The following is a 15504-nucleotide window of genomic DNA, read 5'->3' as shown; positions in this document are numbered from 1 at the left end:
GATTCAATTTATAAATGTTTAGCCATATCATATCTATTAAACTCTAAATCTAAAATGATGAAAAGAACCCTCACTGCTTTAACAGCACTATTATTAACAGTTGTACTTTTAAGTCCATCAAACAACTCTTTTGCAAAAAGCAATAAAAACACCCCTTTAAAAACAACTATAAATTCAGAGAAAAAGGTTAATAAAACACAGGCACAAATTCCATTGATGGCTACGAACAGTACAATCGACGGTGTTTATGTTCAATTATGGAACACAACCTCCGGAGGTTATGTTTCCTATTATCTTCCGCCAAATACCAACAACGCAATCGTACTGGGGTATCTGCCGGCAAACAATGACATCTATAATGTCAGCTTATCATCTACCGGAGGAGCGCACGACATGTGGATCTATTGGGAGCACAAAACCAAGGTCACCGGATTGGTGGCCAACGGAATGGCCCTTGCATGTCCAAGCTGTGCGCAAATAAAAATCTTTAACTAAATGGTACTGGCTAAACATTTAACTCAATATAATGTCTAATAGAAAACACTTAACGATTTTCATGTTTTGCTTCCTGCAAAGCATCATGGCATTTGCACAGCAAAAACAAACCACCTATTGTAATCCGGTTAACCTGGACTACGGTTACACCCCTATCCCAAACTTTGCCACTCAGGGAAAACACAGAGCCACGGCTGATCCCGTAATTGTCAACTATAAAGGAGACTATTATTTGTTTTCCACCAACCAATGGGGCTATTGGTGGAGTCCGGACCTGAACAACTGGACCTTTGTTTCCAAATCATTTTTAAGACCGGAACATAAAGTATACGATGACCTGTGTGCCCCTTCTGTTTGGATACAGGGTGATACCATGCTTGTTTTCGGTTCTACCTATTCCAGGAACTTTCCCATCTGGATGAGTACCAATCCTAAGGGTAACGACTGGAAAGAAGCGGTTCATGAATTTGAAATTGGCGGATGGGACCCTGCACATTTTGTGGATGAGGACGGAAAATTATACATGTATAATGGCAGCAGCAATGTCTATCCACTCTATGGTGTAGAACTCAATAGAAAAACATTCCAGCCCATAGGAACAAGAAAAGAACTGTTACTCCTGAACCCAGACCGCTTTGGCTGGCAACGCTTCGGAGAAAATCTGGACAATACTTTCCTCGACCCTTTTATGGAAGGTGCCTGGATGACCAAACACAATGGCAAATATTACCTCCAATATGGTGCACCTGCGACAGAATTCAGCGGTTATGCCGATGGTGTAGCCATTGGAAAAACACCACTCGGACCATTCGAACATCAGTCGCTCCCTTTCTCTTATAAACCCGGAGGCTTTGCCCGCGGCGCCGGACATGGAGCCACTTTCCAGGACAACTGGAAAAATTACTGGCATGTTTCAACGATGGTATTGGGTGTTAAAAACAATTTTGAAAGACGTATCGGCATCTGGCCGGCAGGCTTCGATAAAGACGACGTGATGTACATGGATGCCGCTTTTGGAGATTACCCTCATTACCTTCCCAATAAAGCCACAGATCATTTAAAAAGCGGCTTCACGGGATGGATGTTACTCAACTATAACAAGCCGGTAAGTGTATCCTCTACGCTGGGGAATTACAATGCCAATAATGCGGTCGACGAAAACATCAGAACCTATTGGAGTGCCGCTTCTGATCAAAAAGGAGAATGGATCCAGTCTGACCTCGGCACCCTTTCCACCGTAAATGCGGTACAGATTAATTATGCGGATCAGAATGCTGCCTTTTTAGGGAAACAACAAGGCACACACCATCAATATAAACTCTGGTATTCTGTGGATGGACGCAGCTGGAAAATGCTCGCTGATAAAAGCAACAATAAAAAAGATGTGCCACACGATTATGTGGAACTGGAAAAACCCGTCAAAGCCAGGTTCATCAAACTCGAAAATATTCACATGCCGACCGGAAAATTTGCCATCAGCGGATTGAGGGTTTTCGGAAACAGCAACCTTCCCAAACCGGAAATGGTCAAAGATTTCATCGTCCTGAGAACGGAAAAAGATAAACGTAGCGCCTGGATCAAATGGCAAATGTCAAACGATGCCTATGCCTACAACATCTACCTTGGAACAGAACCGGATAAATTATACAACTGCATTATGGTTCACAATGCAAACGAATATTGGTTTAAAGGAATGGATAAAGAAAAAACTTATTATTTCAGTATTGAGGCCATTAATGAAAGTGGCCTTTCCGAAAGAACAAAAGTGCAGACGATTAATTAAACAAAAAAGAATGAAGCGATTTTATTATTTCCTGGTTTTATTAAGCATTAGTTGCGGAACAGCAATAGCGCAGGAAAAACCAGCCTTCTGGAAGGAGATCCAGGATTTTAAACACAAAGACAGCATTTCCATGCCCCCAAAAAACGGGGTTCTGTTTGTAGGTAGTTCTTCATTTGAGAAATGGAAAGAGCTGGAAACCGTCTTTAAAGATTATCAGGCCATCAACAGAGGTTTTGGTGGTTCTACCCTCGCCCAGGCCAACTATTATGTGGCCGATCTGGTCTATCCTTATCAACCGCGTCAGGTAGTAATTTATAGCGGTGAGAATGACATCGCCATGGATGGTGTCAGTGCACTGGAAACTTTAAACAGGTTTGCCCGTTTCTTTACCAGCGTCAGAAATAAATTCCCGGATGTTCCGGTCTTATATCTTTCCATAAAAAACAGCCCCTCCAGAACTAAGTTTTCTGCCACCAACACACATACCAATGCGCTGATCAAAGAATACCTGAGTCATTATAAAAACGCACAGTTTCTGGATGTAAACAGCAAAATGTTAAAAAATAATGCACTTCGTCCGGAGCTTTTTCTGGAAGATATGCTCCACATGAACCCGGAGGGATATGCCATCTGGATCAAAGCCATTACCCCTTACCTGATTAAATAACGAACACACATAAAAACAACATATAATGAGAAAAGCGACTTACTTATTTTTTCTGGCCGCACTTTTTAGTCTGAGCTCCGGCTTTGCACAACAAAAGAAAGCGGTAGCAGCGGCCGATCAAAAGATGAATGCCTTTATTAAAAACCTCCTGTCAAAAATGACACTGGAGGAAAAAATCGGACAACTCAACCTGCTGACTGGCGGAGAAGCGACCACTGGTTCTGTAGTAAGTACAGGTGTAGAGAGCAAAATTAAAAACGGACAGGTAGGAGGAATTTTCTCTTTGACTACCCCTGCCAGAATCCGTAAAGCACAGGAAATTGCCGTAAATCAGACCCGTTTAAAAATTCCAATCATCTTTGGTCAGGATGTGATTCATGGTTATAAAACTACTTTCCCTATTCCACTGGCCTTGTCTTGCAGCTGGGATATGGCACTCATCGAGAAAACAGCGAGGATTGCTGCTGTTGAAGCTACTGCTGATGGTCTAAACTGGACCTTCTCCCCTATGGTAGACATTTCCAGAGATCCGCGCTGGGGCAGAATTTCTGAAGGATCAGGAGAAGATACTTACCTGGGTTCAGAAATTGCAAAAGCAATGGTTAAAGGATATCAGGGCGATGACTTGTCTAAATACAATACCATGATGGCTTGTGTAAAACACTTCGCTTTATATGGCGCTGCCGAGTCGGGAAGAGATTACAACACCACAGACATGAGTCTGCACAGGATGTACAATGAATATTTACCCCCATATAAAGCAGCAGTCGATGCAGGTGCAGGAAGCGTAATGACCTCTTTTAACGACATCAACGGGGTTCCTGCTACCGCCAATAAATGGTTAATGACCGACTTATTGCGCAAGCAATGGGGATTTGACGGTTTTGTCGTAACCGACTATACCGCCGTAAATGAGTTAATCGATCATGGACTAGGCGACTTACAAGCCGTTTCTGCTCTTTCCATCAATGCAGGAGTAGAAATGGACATGGTAGGTGAAGGATTTTTAACCACCCTGAAAAAATCAGTTCAGGAAGGAAAAGTTAAGGAACAACAAATCACCAATGCCTGCAGACTGGTACTGGAAGCAAAATACAAACTGGGTTTATTTGATGATCCATTCCGTTATTGCAGTGAAGAACGTGCAAAAAATGAAATCCTGACTCCGGAGCACCTAAAGGTAGCCCGCGAAACTGCGACTCAAAGTTTTGTTTTGTTAAAAAATCAGGGGCAAATCTTACCGCTTAAGAAAACAGGTACAGTGGCCCTGATTGGTCCACTGGCAAATACCGGAAGCAATATGCCGGGAACCTGGAGTGTAAACAGTGATTTAAAAAACACCATTTCTCTTTTGGAAGGACTAAAAGCCAATGCAGGTGCTGACCTTAAAATCTTACACAGCATGGGTGCCAATTTATTGACCGATCCTGAATATCAGAAAAGAGCAACCATGTTTGGCCGTGACATTCCAAGAGATAGCCGTACTGAAGAGGAGATGATCAATGAAGCAGTAGCTACTGCTAAAAAGTCTGACGTTGTTGTTGCCGCCCTTGGCGAAAGTTCTGAAATGAGCGGAGAAAGCTCCAGTCGGACCAACCTTGACATCCCTGAGCCTCAAAAAAGATTATTGCAGGCCCTGTTAAAAACTGGAAAACCAGTGGTACTGGTACTGTTCACCGGAAGACCATTGACCCTGAAATGGGAAGATGAAAATGTTCCTGCCATCTTAAACGTCTGGTTTGGTGGTACAGAGGCAGCGAATGCCATTTCAGATGTCCTGTTTGGAAAAGTAAACCCATCCGGTAAACTAACGGCTACTTTCCCACAAAATGTAGGTCAGATTCCACTTTATTACAGCCAGAAAAGCACTGGCCGTCCTTTAGAAGAAGGAAAATGGTTCTCGAAATTCCGTTCCAATTACCTGGATGTGAGCAATGAGCCTTTGTATCCTTTCGGATATGGCCTGAGCTACACTACTTTCGACTACAGCAATCTTAAACTGAGCAAAACTAAGTTCAAAGCTGGCGAAACCATTACCGCCACCATCACCGTTAAAAATACAGGTGCAGTAGAAGGTAAAGAGGTGGTTCAAATGTACATCAGAGATCTGGTGGGCAGCATTACCCGCCCGGTTAAGGAATTAAAAGGTTTTCAAAAGATCAATTTAAAAGCCGGAGAAAGCAAAGACATTAGTTTCAAAATTTCTGTAGAGGACCTGAAGTTCTACAATGCAGATTTGAAATTTGTTGCCGAACCTGGTGATTTTAAAATATTCATAGGAACGAACTCCAGAGATAACTCGGAAGCACCCTTCCAGCTGACACTTTAGTTCTTTCTACTCATTATAAACCCTGACCGCAGAAATGCCGTCAGGGTTTATTTTTTTTAAATGATTCTTAAATTGTTTAATTTTGGAAGATGAACCGCCCTACAATAATTATTTCGATGTTACTGCTGATCTGTGGCATGGGTACTAAAGCCCAGGATTTTAAAAAATTTGATAAAGGAAGCTTTATTAAAGGAAAAGACAGCATTTACTACCGCATCCTGTTTCCTCAGAATTTTGATGCTGCGAAAAAATATCCGATCCTTTTCTTTTTGCATGGAAGCGGGGAAAGAGGCAATGACAATCAGAAGCAATTGACACACGGTGGAAAACTGTTCCTTAAAGACGATATCCGTAAACAGTTCCCTGCCATTATCGTTTTTCCACAATGTGCGGAGAACAGCTTTTGGGCAAATGTTGAATTCGGGACAGATCCACAAGGCAAACGCTCCTTTAATTTTCAAAAAAGAGGAAAACCAACCAAGGCCATGCATGCATTGCTAGGCATGATTGACAACTTTCTGGACAAACCTTTTGTAGACCATAAGCAGGTATACATTGGCGGTTTATCCATGGGAGCCATGGGTACCTACGAATTATTGAGGCGAAAAAAGAAACTTTTTGCAGCAGCCTTTGCCATCTGTGGAGGCGATAACGTGGCAAACGTTCAGAAGTATAAAGAGGTTCCCCTTTGGATCTTTCATGGGGAGAAAGATGATGTGGTACCGGTAGTTCATTCCACCATCATTGCGGATCAGCTTAAGGTTTTGGGGAAAGTACCGAAGCTTACTTTGTATCCGAATGCCAACCACAACAGTTGGGACACTGCATTTGCAGATCCCAAACTATTGCCCTGGTTATTTTCTAATCAGAACCAGCGTTAACTAGTCCGCCATATTGTGATAAACGGCCTGAACGTCATCGTCCTCTTCCAGTTTATCAATTAATTTAAATACATCTACTGCCTGCTCTTCTGTAATAGGAGTGGTAGACTGAGAGATGCGTTCTAATTTTGCACTTTTCATTTCCAGGCCTGTATCTTCTAAAGCCTTCTGCATTTTCCCGAAGTCTTCAAAAGCAGTCTGTACAACTGCAATGTCGTTTCCTTCTTCATCTGCTTCCAGGTACAATTCTTCTAAACCGGCATCAATCAATTCAAATTCCAGTTCTTCCAGGTCTTTCTCTCCAGGTAAGAAACGGAAGATAGACTTGCGGCTGAAAATAAAATCCAGAGATCCTGTTTTACCTAAAGTACCACCTGTCTTATTGAAGTAACTGCGCACATTCGCCACAGTTCTATTGGTATTATCTGTAGCTGTTTCGATCAGAATGGCTACACCATGCTGTGCATAACCTTCGTACACAAACTCTTCGTAACCATTTTCATCCTTATTCGATGCCCTTTTAATGGCAGCATCGACCCTATCCTTCGGCATATTTACTGCCTTCGCATTCTGGATCGCCGTACGTAAGCGGGAGTTGGTATCCGGTGAAGGGCCACCATCTTTAACGGCCATTACAATCTCTTTACCTATCCTGGTAAATTGAACGGCCATTTTAGCCCAACGCTTAAATTTCCGCTCTTTTCTAAATTCAAATGCTCTTCCCATTGTATATTTTATTTAAGGATCTCCCTTATTAATGATTACTCTGTAAGTTTTTCAACATATCTACCGTCATTTTCGACAAGTCAAACTCTGGTTTCCATCCCCAGTCTTTCTGAGCAAAGCTATCGTCGATAGAACGTGGCCAGCTGTTCGCGATTTCCTGACGCGGATCATTGTCTTTGTAAGTTAAGGTAAAATCCGGAATATGTTTTCTGATTTCTGCCGCTAAAACCTCGGGCGTAAAACTTACCCCACCAAAATTATAGCTGGAACGGATAGATATTTTACTCGACTCTGCATCCATTAACTGGATCGTACCACGGATGGCATCGTCCATATACATCATTGGCAATTCCGTTTCCGCATTTAAGAACGAAGCATAACTTCCTTTAGTTAATGCATCATGGAAAATATGAATCGCGTAATCTGTTGTTCCTCCACCCGGAGCAGCTTTCCAACTGATCAATCCAGGATAACGGATGCTGCGGACATCCAGGCCAAATTTCTGGTTATAATATTCACACCAGCGTTCGCCAGCAAGTTTACTGATTCCATACACGGTATTCGGATCCATTACGCAATACTGAGGCGTTGCATCTTTAGGCGAGTTCGGCCCAAATACTGCAATTGAACTTGGCCAGTATACCTTAGCCGTTTTGTAAGTGATGGCCAGGTCTAAAATATTAAGCAAACCATTCATGTTCAGGTCCCAGGCCAGTTTAGGATTCTGTTCTCCTGTAGCCGATAACAATGCCGCAAGTAAATAGACCTGTGTAGGTTTATATTTCTGAAAAATGTTGTTCAGAATGTCTTTTTCAAGCACATTCACAAACTCGAATGGTCCTGAGTTCTTGATGTCATAATCAGGTCTGCGAATGTCGCAGGCCACTACATTACTCTCACCATAGCTCTTACGTAAGGCGGTTACAAGTTCAGTGCCGATCTGACCGTTAGAGCCCAATACTAATATTTTCTCAATCATGAATTATTTGGATTTTGACAAAGTTAAAAAAACGTAACAAACCTATATAAAATGTTTATGATTTATCATGCATCTCCCTGATATTCCTTACCTCTCCCATTCTATCCTCCGAAAGAATAGCGTAGAAAATTGATTAAGTAACAAAAACATTATATATTTATAAATACTGTGTATTTATAACACTAACTGTTAATTTTTGCTTATTATTACAAAACAAAACACACTTATAACCACATATAAACACCTAAACCGCCTAATATGGACAGAAGAGAAGCAGTGAAGAGTGTCGCCTTTTTAATGGGGGCAGCATTATCCGCAACTACGATCGGAGTATTTTTAGAGAGTTGCAATTCACCATCCACATCAACTGCCGGTAGTTTATTTTCCGCAGATCAGGAAAAACTAATTACCGAAGTAGCTGACATCATTATCCCAAACACAAGCACACCTGGGGCTAAAGAAGCTGGAGTAGGACCATTTATCGCCATGATGGTCAAAGATTGCTACCCTTCAGATGCTCAAAAAGCATTCACCAAGGGTCTTGAAGATCTGGAAAAACAATCAAAAGACACCTTTAAAAAATCATTCCTTGAGATTTCTGTAGCACAGCGTCAGGAACTTTTAAACAAAGTTCGTGAGGCGACCATTGCAGCAAGCAAAGTGGAAAAAGATGCTTTAGAGAAACAAAAAGAAAACGTAATTGTGAAAAAGTCTGAAAAAGAAGCTCCAGGAAATGCAATGACCCCTAAGGACAAGCCAAAAACCGCCCCTCAGTTCTTTGCAATCATCAGGGATTTAACCTTACTGGGTTATTTCACTTCAGAGATCGGTGCTACCAAGGCCATGGCCTATGTAGAAATCCCCGGCCGTTACGACGGCTGTGTGGACTTAAAACCGGGTCAAAAAGTTTGGGCATAAATCTTTTATAAAATTAGACAATGAGCAATTTAAATACAAAGGCGACGGCGCAGAATACTTATGATGCGATCGTTGTAGGATCAGGAATCAGTGGCGGCTGGGCTGCAAAAGAATTGACAGAAAAAGGTTTAAAAGTTTTACTTCTGGAAAGAGGAAGAAACGTTGAACACATAAAAGACTATACCACGGCGATGAAAAAGCCTTGGGAATTTGAACACCGCGGAAGGTTAACGGAAGCGCAAAAAGAGACCCATCCGGTTCAGATCAGAGATTATCCTTATCAGGAATACAATGAAAGCTTCTGGGTAAATGACCACGACTGTCCTTATACAGAAGTGAAACGTTTTGACTGGTACCGTGGTTTCCATGTAGGTGGTAAATCATTGATGTGGGGCCGTCAGAGTTACCGCTTGAGTGACCTGAATTTCGAAGACAATGCAAAAGACGGACACGGTGTAGACTGGCCGATCAGGTATAAAGACATTGCCCCATGGTACGATTATGTAGAGAAATTTGCAGGAATCAGCGGACAGGCAGAAAACTATCCTCACTTCCCCGACGGACAATTCCTTCCTCCAATGGAAATGAACTGTGTGGAAAAAGATGTGAAGAAAAGAATTGAAGACAAATGGAAAAAATCCAGAATCATGACCATCGGCCGTACGGCAAATTTAACGGTGGAACATGGCGGAAGGGGTAAATGCCAATACCGGAACCTGTGTAGCAGGGGCTGTCCTTTTGGCGCTTATTTCAGTACCCAGTCTTCTACCCTTCCGGCAGCAGTGGCGACAGGTAATTTAACCCTTCGTCCTTTCTCCCTGGTAAATACCATCATCTACGATAAAGAAACACAAAAAGCAAAAGGAGTAGTCGTGATCGATTCTGAAACTAAGGAAACGATTGAGTATTATGCAAAAATTGTATTCGTTAACGGATCAACTTTAGGCTCTACTTTCTTATTGCTAAACTCTACTTCAGACATCTTCCCTAATGGATTAGGTAATGGAAGCGGCGAATTGGGCCATAACCTGATGGACCACCATTTCCGTTGTGGTGCTTCGGGAAGAGCAGAAGGTTTTGATGATAAATACACCTTCGGAAGAAGGGCAAACGGGATCTATATTCCGAGATACAGAAACATTGGCAACGACAAACGTGATTATGTAAGGGGCTTTGGATACCAGGGCGGTGCAAGTCGCGGAAACTGGCATGGAGAAGTTGCTGAGCTTGCTTTTGGCGGTGATTTCAAAGACCAGATGACCGTTCCGGGTGCCTGGAATATGGGATTAGGTGGTTTCGGAGAATCTCTTCCATACCATGAAAACCGTGTTTACATTGATAAAAATAAAAAAGACAAATGGGGACAACCTGTTCTGGCAATTGATTGTGAATTCAAAGATAACGAGCAAAAAATGCGCGTAGACATGATGAACGATGCTGCCGAAATGCTGGAAGCCGCAGGAATCAAGGATGTACATACTTATGATAATGGCTCTACTCCGGGAATGGCCATCCATGAAATGGGTACCGCCCGTATGGGACATGATCCTAAAACCTCTGTGTTGAATAAATTTAACCAGATGCACGAAGTGAAAAATGTATTCGTAACCGACGGTTCATGTATGCCTTCTGCAGCTTGTCAGAATCCATCATTAACCTATATGGCACTGACCGCAAGGGCATGTGATTTTGCAGTTAATGAACTTAAAAAAGGAAACCTTTAAAATTAAACCTGCATGCTTGTAGAACTGGCATGCAGGTTTTATATTTAGACCCTGCTAAGTCGGTTTAGATATCATTAAAAACAACAAATAATAAATTATTCTGATGAACAACAGAAAGATGAGAATGGGCATGATCGGTGGAGGTAAAGACGCATTTATCGGCGCCGTTCACCGCATTGCAGCAAATATGGATGGTCAGGTTGAGTTTTGCTGTGGCGCTTTAAGTGTAAACCCTGAAATAGGCAGACAATCCGGAAAAGAACTTTTCCTGGATGACGACAGAATCTATGAGAACTATCAGGAGCTGATCGAAAAAGAAAGTCAGCTGCCGGCAGATAAACGCATAGACTTCGTCACTATCGTGACCCCCAATTTCGCTCATTTTGCGCCTGCAATGATGGCGCTTGAGCACGGCTTTAATGTCGTAATCGAGAAACCTATTGCCTTATCCCTGGAGGAAGCAAAACAACTGCAACAAAAAGTTGAAGAAACAGGACTGGTGCTTTGCCTTACCCATACCTATTCCGGTTATCCGATGGTGAAACAAGCCCGGGAAATGGTGAAAGAAGGAAAATTCGGTGCCATTAGAAAAATAATGGTCGAATATCCACAGGGATGGCTGAGTACGCTGACTGAAAAAGAAGGCAACTCTGGCGCTGCATGGCGCACAGACCCAAAGAAAAGTGGCAAAAGCGGTTGTATGGGAGATATCGGTACACATGCTGCACAACTGGCAGAATACATCTCCGGATTAAAGATTACTAAGCTTTGTGCAGATTTAAATATCGTGGTTCCCGGTCGCGGATTAGATGACGATGGTAACGTATTGTTGAAGTTCGACAATGGTGCCAACGGTGTTCTGATTGCTTCGCAGATTGCTGCAGGAGAAGAAAATGCGCTAAAAATTAAAATTTACGGAGAAAAAGGAGGCCTGGAATGGCACCAGATGGAACCGAATACCTTAATCGTAAAATGGTTGGATCAGCCGGCACAGATTTACCGCGCCGGACAACCTTACCTGTCTGACATTGCCAAACACAATACCCGTGTTCCTGGAGGACATCCGGAAGGTTACCTGGAAGCTTTTGCAAATATTTACAGAAACTTTGCGTTAACACTAGGAGCGATCCAAAAAGGGGAAGTACCAACAGCTGCGATGCTCGACTTCCCTAAAGTAGAAGATGGCGTAAGAGGTATGGCATTTATTGAAAACGTGGTGGCTTCCTCAGCCTCTGATCAAAAGTGGTTTGATTTTAATATATAAACATCATGACAACAATTAAAGGACCCGGAGTTTTTCTTGCCCAGTTTATTGGAGATGAAGCCCCTTTCAATTCCCTGGATGCCATTTGTGAATGGGCGGCAGGATTAGGTTTTAAAGGCATTCAGATGCCGACACTTGATTCCCGTTTTATCGACCTTCAAAAGGCGGCAGAGAGTAAAACCTATGCAGATGAGTTAAAAGGTAAGGTACAGGCACATGGATTAGAGATTACAGAACTCTCTACCCACCTACAGGGACAACTGGTGGCTGTAAACCCGGCTTATGACCTTGCATTTGATGCTTTTGCTCCTGATCAATATAAAAACAACCCTGCTGAACGGACCAAATGGGCAGTTCAGCAATTAAAATATGCGGCGAAAGCTTCCCAAAACCTGGGATTGAACGCCCATGCTACTTTTAGTGGTTCCCTGCTTTGGCACATGTTCCACCCCTGGCCACAGCGCCCGGAAGGCTTGGTAGACGCTGCCTTTACCGAACTTGCCAAAAGATGGACCCCGATTTTAAATGAATTCGACAACTGCGGTGTGGATGTATGTTATGAGATCCACCCTGGAGAAGATCTTTTCGATGGCATCACTTACGAGATGTTCCTGGAAAAAGTGAACAACCATCCCCGTGCCTGTTTGCTATACGATCCATCGCATTTTGTATTACAGCAACTGGATTACATTCAGTATATCGATTTCTACCATGAACGCATCAAAGCTTTCCATGTGAAAGATTCTGAGTTCAACCCTACAGGAAAACAAGGAACTTTTGGTGGATACCAGGGCTGGGCAAACCGTGCAGGAAGATACCGCTCGCCAGGTGATGGTCAGGTGGATTTTAAAACCATTTTCAGTAAATTGGCCCAATACGATTATCAGGGATGGGCAGTAATGGAATGGGAATGCCCGATTAAAGATGCTCAGGTAGGTGCAAAAGAAGGCGCTGAACTGATCAGTAAACACATCATTAAGGTAACGGACAGGGCTTTCGACGACTTTGCCGCTTCCGGTGGAAATGATGATTTCAACAATAAAATTTTAGGTCTATAATATTAATACAACACAAAATGAAACACACACTATTTATCCTGGCCTGCTTTGTTCTTGCTTTAGCTTCTTGCGGAAGCCCGGAATCAAATGCAACAAACACCGCCTCAACAACTGAAAGTACACCTGCTGCAAGCACCGCCTCCACAGAGAAACACCCTGGAGAAAGACTGATCGCTACGGCAGATTGTATCGGATGCCACAATAAAGTAACAAAAGTAATTGGCCCAACCTACGAAGAGATTGCAGCTAAATACAGCTTGAATGATGAAACCATTGAATTATTGGCAGGAAAGATCATTGCTGGTGGTAAAGGTGTATGGGGAGAAGTTCCAATGACGCCACATGCCAGCCTTTCTAAGGATGATGCCAAAGAAATGGTAAGATATATTCTATCATTAAAAAAATAACCCTGAACCACAGAACCAACCTATAAACCACAGAACCAACCTGTAAACCATGGAAGAAACCAACAAGAACCAGGACACGACGTCGAGACGGAGTTTCCTTAAGACTGCTGCTGTTGCAGCGACTGCATTTATGATTGTTCCCCGTCATGTTTTAGGCGGAAGAGGATTTACCGCACCGAGTGACCGCCTGATTATTGCTGGGATTGGCGCCGGAGGTAAAGGACAGTCGGACATTGCTAATTTTTATAAAAGCGGTAAAGCCGAAATCGGTTTCCTTTGTGATGTACATGACTCCAGGGCTGCTGCCAGTGTAAAGGCATTCCCGAAAGCAAAATATTACAGAGATTACCGTGAGCTGTTCGACAAAGAATCCAAGAACTTCGATGCAGTGTCGGTTTCTACTCCGGATCATAGCCATGCTATACAGGCTTTAGCGGCCATGCAACTGGGGAAACACGTATACGTTCAGAAACCATTAACCCACGACATTTATGAAGCCCGTGCATTAACCGCAGCAGCTTCAAAATATAAAGTAGTGACGCAAATGGGAAACCAGGGTGCATCTAATGATGGGCCAAGGCAGATGAAGGAATGGTATGATGCAGGTTTAATTGGTGATGTACACACGGTATATGCCTGGACAGACAGACCGGTATGGCCTCAGGGCATACCATGGTCGGCCAACAAAGCGCAAGTGCCAAGTGACCTGGATTGGAATTTATGGTTGGGAACTGCTCCTTATAAAGATTACGTGGAAAAACTGGTTCCATTCAACTGGAGAGGTTGGTGGGATTATGGAACAGGCGCATTGGGCGATATGGGATGCCACTTGTTAGAGGCACCATTCAGCATGCTGAACCTGAAATACGCTTCAGAAGTTCAGGCCAGCGTTGGTTCTGTATATGTGGATGAATTCAAAAGGGGCTATTTCCCTGACAGTTGTCCGCCATCAAGCCACGTAACCTTAAAATTCCCTAAAACGAATAAAACCAAGGGTGATGTGGTTGTTCACTGGATGGACGGCGGTATTCAGCCGGAAAGACCGGAAGAACTGGAAGCAAACGAAGTGTTTGGTGATGGTGGAAACGGAACTTTATTTATTGGTACCAAAGGTAAAATGATGGCCAGTACGTATAGTGCAGATCCAAGGTTGTTGCCATTGAGCAAAAATAAAGACATCAGGGTTCCTGAAAGCCTGGCAAGGGTTAAAGGTGGCGCAGACGGACACTATGCACAATGGGTAGAAGCTTGTATTGCCGGATATGGCAAGAAAGAACTGAGTTCTCCTTTTGAAATTGCAGGTCCTTTAACGGAAGCCTTATTGATGGCCAATCTGGCGATCAGAGCAACTGATATCCAATTGAAAAATGATAAAGGCAGGGCAAGTTTCCCTGGCAGAAACATCAAATTACTTTGGGATAATGACAAAATGAGAGTCACCAATTTTGATGCGGTAAACCAATATGTACAACGTGAATACCGTAAAGGATGGTAATCCTCAGTTCAGCTAAAAAACAAGATGATGAAGCCGACACTAAAGGCTTCATCTGACAATTAAAACCAAAAAATAAATAGATGAAACAATATATTTTCTCAGCCATGTTCTTAACTGCGGTCATCGGATCTGCAACAGCACAATCTGGCAAAAAAGGATTTACAAAACTGTTCGACGGTAAATCTACCACAGGATGGCATACGTATGGCCAGACTACAGCAGGCAGTAAATGGCAGGTAGAAGATGGTACGCTTCATTTTGTTCCTAAATCAGGAAGAGAAGGTGGCGGAGACCTGGTAACCGATAAGGAATACAGTAATTTCCACCTTAAAATCGACTGGAAAGTAGCTCCAAAAGCAAACAGCGGAATTATTTTCTATGTCAATGAAGACAAGGCTAAATACTCCAATACCTATAGTACTGGTTTAGAGATGCAGGTATTGGACAATGATGGCCATCCGGACGGAAAGATTACCAAACACCGTTCAGGAGACCTTTATGACCTGATTAAAAGCAGTTCAGAGCCGGTAAAACCTGTCGGAGAATGGAACACAGCTGAGATCATCAGCAAAAACGGCAAACTGGAACTTAAATTAAATGGCGTTAAAATCGTGAGTACCACCCTTTGGGATGATCAGTTTAAAGCCCTGGTTGCAGGAAGCAAGTTTAAAGGATGGGAAGGTTTTGCTACTTTCAAATCAGGAAAGATTGCCCTTCAGGATCATGGTAATGAGGTTTGGTACCGCAATATTATGATTAAAGAACTATAATTGATAAA

Annotated in this window: 14 protein-coding genes; 12 read left to right on the top strand and 2 right to left on the bottom strand. The window is 42.8% G+C overall.

Annotation, left to right across the window (positions count from 1 at the left end; genetic code table 11):
• Positions 1 to 54 precede the first annotated feature (54 nt).
• From AAFF35_RS01365 to AAFF35_RS01345, 5 genes are all read left to right on the top strand, one after another.
• The gene (locus AAFF35_RS01365; protein WP_342330541.1) at positions 55 to 495 is read left to right on the top strand and encodes a hypothetical protein; all 441 of its coding nucleotides are present in this window, start codon (positions 55 to 57) and stop codon (positions 493 to 495) included.
• Between the two features lie 31 nt (positions 496 to 526).
• Complete coding sequence (locus AAFF35_RS01360; protein ID WP_342330540.1) at positions 527 to 2278, top strand: family 43 glycosylhydrolase; 1752 nt, start codon at positions 527 to 529, stop codon at positions 2276 to 2278.
• 10 nt (positions 2279 to 2288) lie between these two features.
• A complete protein-coding gene (locus AAFF35_RS01355; protein WP_342330539.1) occupies positions 2289 to 2945 on the top strand; it encodes a GDSL-type esterase/lipase family protein in 657 nt (218 codons plus the stop codon).
• A gap of 25 nt (positions 2946 to 2970) precedes the next feature.
• Entirely contained in the window at positions 2971 to 5274 is a 2304-nt protein-coding gene (bglX, locus tag AAFF35_RS01350) for a beta-glucosidase BglX (protein WP_342330538.1), read from the top strand.
• 89 nt (positions 5275 to 5363) lie between these two features.
• The gene (locus AAFF35_RS01345; protein WP_342330537.1) at positions 5364 to 6155 is read left to right on the top strand and encodes a prolyl oligopeptidase family serine peptidase; all 792 of its coding nucleotides are present in this window, start codon (positions 5364 to 5366) and stop codon (positions 6153 to 6155) included.
• Here the strand turns inward: AAFF35_RS01345 and AAFF35_RS01340 are convergent, their stop codons facing one another.
• Both AAFF35_RS01340 and AAFF35_RS01335 read right to left on the bottom strand, forming a co-directional pair.
• Positions 6156 to 6881, bottom strand: a complete 726-nt coding sequence (locus tag AAFF35_RS01340) for a YebC/PmpR family DNA-binding transcriptional regulator (RefSeq protein WP_342330536.1) — start codon at positions 6879 to 6881, stop codon at positions 6156 to 6158.
• Positions 6882 to 6909: 28 nt separating this feature from the next.
• Positions 6910 to 7860 carry an NAD-dependent epimerase/dehydratase family protein gene (locus tag AAFF35_RS01335; RefSeq protein ID WP_342330535.1) on the bottom strand — a complete coding sequence of 317 codons (951 nt, stop codon included), beginning with the start codon at positions 7858 to 7860 and terminating at the stop codon, positions 6910 to 6912.
• Positions 7861 to 8118: 258 nt separating this feature from the next.
• Here AAFF35_RS01335 and AAFF35_RS01330 point away from each other — a divergent pair, with 258 nt between their 5' ends.
• From AAFF35_RS01330 to AAFF35_RS01300, 7 genes are all read left to right on the top strand, one after another.
• Positions 8119 to 8778 (top strand): gluconate 2-dehydrogenase subunit 3 family protein, encoded by a 660-nt coding sequence (locus AAFF35_RS01330; protein WP_342330534.1) that lies wholly within the window; start codon positions 8119 to 8121, stop codon positions 8776 to 8778.
• Positions 8779 to 8798: 20 nt separating this feature from the next.
• Positions 8799 to 10502, top strand: coding sequence for a GMC family oxidoreductase (locus AAFF35_RS01325; RefSeq protein ID WP_342330533.1), 1704 nt, complete (start codon positions 8799 to 8801; stop codon positions 10500 to 10502).
• Between the two features lie 103 nt (positions 10503 to 10605).
• Complete coding sequence (locus AAFF35_RS01320) at positions 10606 to 11766, top strand: Gfo/Idh/MocA family oxidoreductase (RefSeq protein WP_342330532.1); 1161 nt, start codon at positions 10606 to 10608, stop codon at positions 11764 to 11766.
• Positions 11767 to 11771: 5 nt separating this feature from the next.
• Complete coding sequence (locus AAFF35_RS01315; protein ID WP_342330531.1) at positions 11772 to 12824, top strand: sugar phosphate isomerase/epimerase; 1053 nt, start codon at positions 11772 to 11774, stop codon at positions 12822 to 12824.
• Positions 12825 to 12841: 17 nt separating this feature from the next.
• Complete coding sequence (locus AAFF35_RS01310) at positions 12842 to 13231, top strand: c-type cytochrome (protein WP_342330530.1); 390 nt, start codon at positions 12842 to 12844, stop codon at positions 13229 to 13231.
• Positions 13232 to 13280: 49 nt separating this feature from the next.
• Positions 13281 to 14726, top strand: coding sequence for a Gfo/Idh/MocA family oxidoreductase (locus AAFF35_RS01305; RefSeq protein ID WP_342330529.1), 1446 nt, complete (start codon positions 13281 to 13283; stop codon positions 14724 to 14726).
• An 80-nt stretch (positions 14727 to 14806) separates the two neighbouring features.
• Positions 14807 to 15496: a DUF1080 domain-containing protein gene (locus tag AAFF35_RS01300; RefSeq protein ID WP_342330528.1), complete on the top strand. Its 690-nt coding sequence runs from the start codon at positions 14807 to 14809 to the stop codon at positions 15494 to 15496.
• Positions 15497 to 15504: the final 8 nt, after the last annotated feature.

Source organism: Pedobacter sp. FW305-3-2-15-E-R2A2 (assembly GCF_038446955.1).
Classification (GTDB): domain Bacteria; phylum Bacteroidota; class Bacteroidia; order Sphingobacteriales; family Sphingobacteriaceae; genus Pedobacter.
The sequence above is the reverse complement of the archived record's forward strand: the minus strand, read 5'-3'. Positions and strand labels throughout refer to the sequence as shown.

Bases quoted from the DNA above. Each gene is read 5' to 3' on its own strand.
- AAFF35_RS01340 (WP_342330536.1), bottom strand. From the start codon at position 6,881: ATGGGAAGAGCATTTGAATTTAGAAAAGAGCGGAAATTTAAGCGTTGG.
- AAFF35_RS01315 (WP_342330531.1), top strand. From the start codon at position 11,772: ATGACAACAATTAAAGGACCCGGAGTTTTTCTTGCCCAGTTTATTGGA.
- AAFF35_RS01335 (WP_342330535.1), bottom strand. From the start codon at position 7,860: ATGATTGAGAAAATATTAGTATTGGGCTCTAACGGTCAGATCGGCACT.
- AAFF35_RS01355 (WP_342330539.1), top strand. From the start codon at position 2,289: ATGAAGCGATTTTATTATTTCCTGGTTTTATTAAGCATTAGTTGCGGA.
- AAFF35_RS01320 (WP_342330532.1), top strand. From the start codon at position 10,606: ATGAACAACAGAAAGATGAGAATGGGCATGATCGGTGGAGGTAAAGAC.
- AAFF35_RS01300 (WP_342330528.1), top strand. From the start codon at position 14,807: ATGAAACAATATATTTTCTCAGCCATGTTCTTAACTGCGGTCATCGGA.
- AAFF35_RS01345 (WP_342330537.1), top strand. From the start codon at position 5,364: ATGAACCGCCCTACAATAATTATTTCGATGTTACTGCTGATCTGTGGC.
- bglX (WP_342330538.1), top strand. From the start codon at position 2,971: ATGAGAAAAGCGACTTACTTATTTTTTCTGGCCGCACTTTTTAGTCTG.
- AAFF35_RS01310 (WP_342330530.1), top strand. From the start codon at position 12,842: ATGAAACACACACTATTTATCCTGGCCTGCTTTGTTCTTGCTTTAGCT.
- AAFF35_RS01365 (WP_342330541.1), top strand. From the start codon at position 55: ATGATGAAAAGAACCCTCACTGCTTTAACAGCACTATTATTAACAGTT.
- AAFF35_RS01360 (WP_342330540.1), top strand. From the start codon at position 527: ATGTCTAATAGAAAACACTTAACGATTTTCATGTTTTGCTTCCTGCAA.
- AAFF35_RS01305 (WP_342330529.1), top strand. From the start codon at position 13,281: ATGGAAGAAACCAACAAGAACCAGGACACGACGTCGAGACGGAGTTTC.
- AAFF35_RS01330 (WP_342330534.1), top strand. From the start codon at position 8,119: ATGGACAGAAGAGAAGCAGTGAAGAGTGTCGCCTTTTTAATGGGGGCA.
- AAFF35_RS01325 (WP_342330533.1), top strand. From the start codon at position 8,799: ATGAGCAATTTAAATACAAAGGCGACGGCGCAGAATACTTATGATGCG.